Raw genomic sequence first — 402 nt, 5'->3', positions numbered from 1 at the left:
TAGCAAAGGTCCCCCTCCGTTCCGTGACAGAACGGTGGAATTTGCCCAAGCGCAGTCTCGCCTATGCGGCGTGCCGCATGGCGCCTGCGTTGGCGCGCATTTCATCGATCAACTCGCGGATCAACGCGGCCGTTTCGAGCGGCTTTTCCATCGGATAAAGATGGCTGCCCTCGATCCAGCGCAGCCTGCCGCCGACGATGCGCCGAGTGGCGCCCAGTCCGACCTGGCGAATCTCGCGCGAGCGGGTGCCTGCCACAAAGCTGACCGGGAATGCCGTCCCGCCCGCGACCTTGCGCCCCATGTTGGTCGGCAACGTGCGGTAGATCTGGTATTCGATTTCGCGGGAGAAGCGCAGTGTGCGCTCGCGGTCACGGCCGGTGGGCTCGGTGCCATGCTCAACAT

Annotated in this window: 1 protein-coding gene; it reads right to left on the bottom strand. The window is 64.7% G+C overall.

Features of this window, described 5'->3' with window-relative positions; translation table 11 throughout:
* Positions 1–61 precede the first annotated feature (61 nt).
* A partial coding sequence (locus tag JWG43_RS19025) for an alpha/beta fold hydrolase (RefSeq protein WP_205244467.1) occupies positions 62–402 on the bottom strand: 341 nt, incomplete at its 5' end.

This window comes from Desulfobulbus alkaliphilus, from assembly GCF_016918545.1.
Taxonomy (GTDB): domain Bacteria; phylum Desulfobacterota; class Desulfobulbia; order Desulfobulbales; family Desulfobulbaceae; genus Desulfobulbus; species Desulfobulbus alkaliphilus.
The sequence above is the reverse complement of the archived record's forward strand: the minus strand, read 5'-3'. Positions and strand labels throughout refer to the sequence as shown.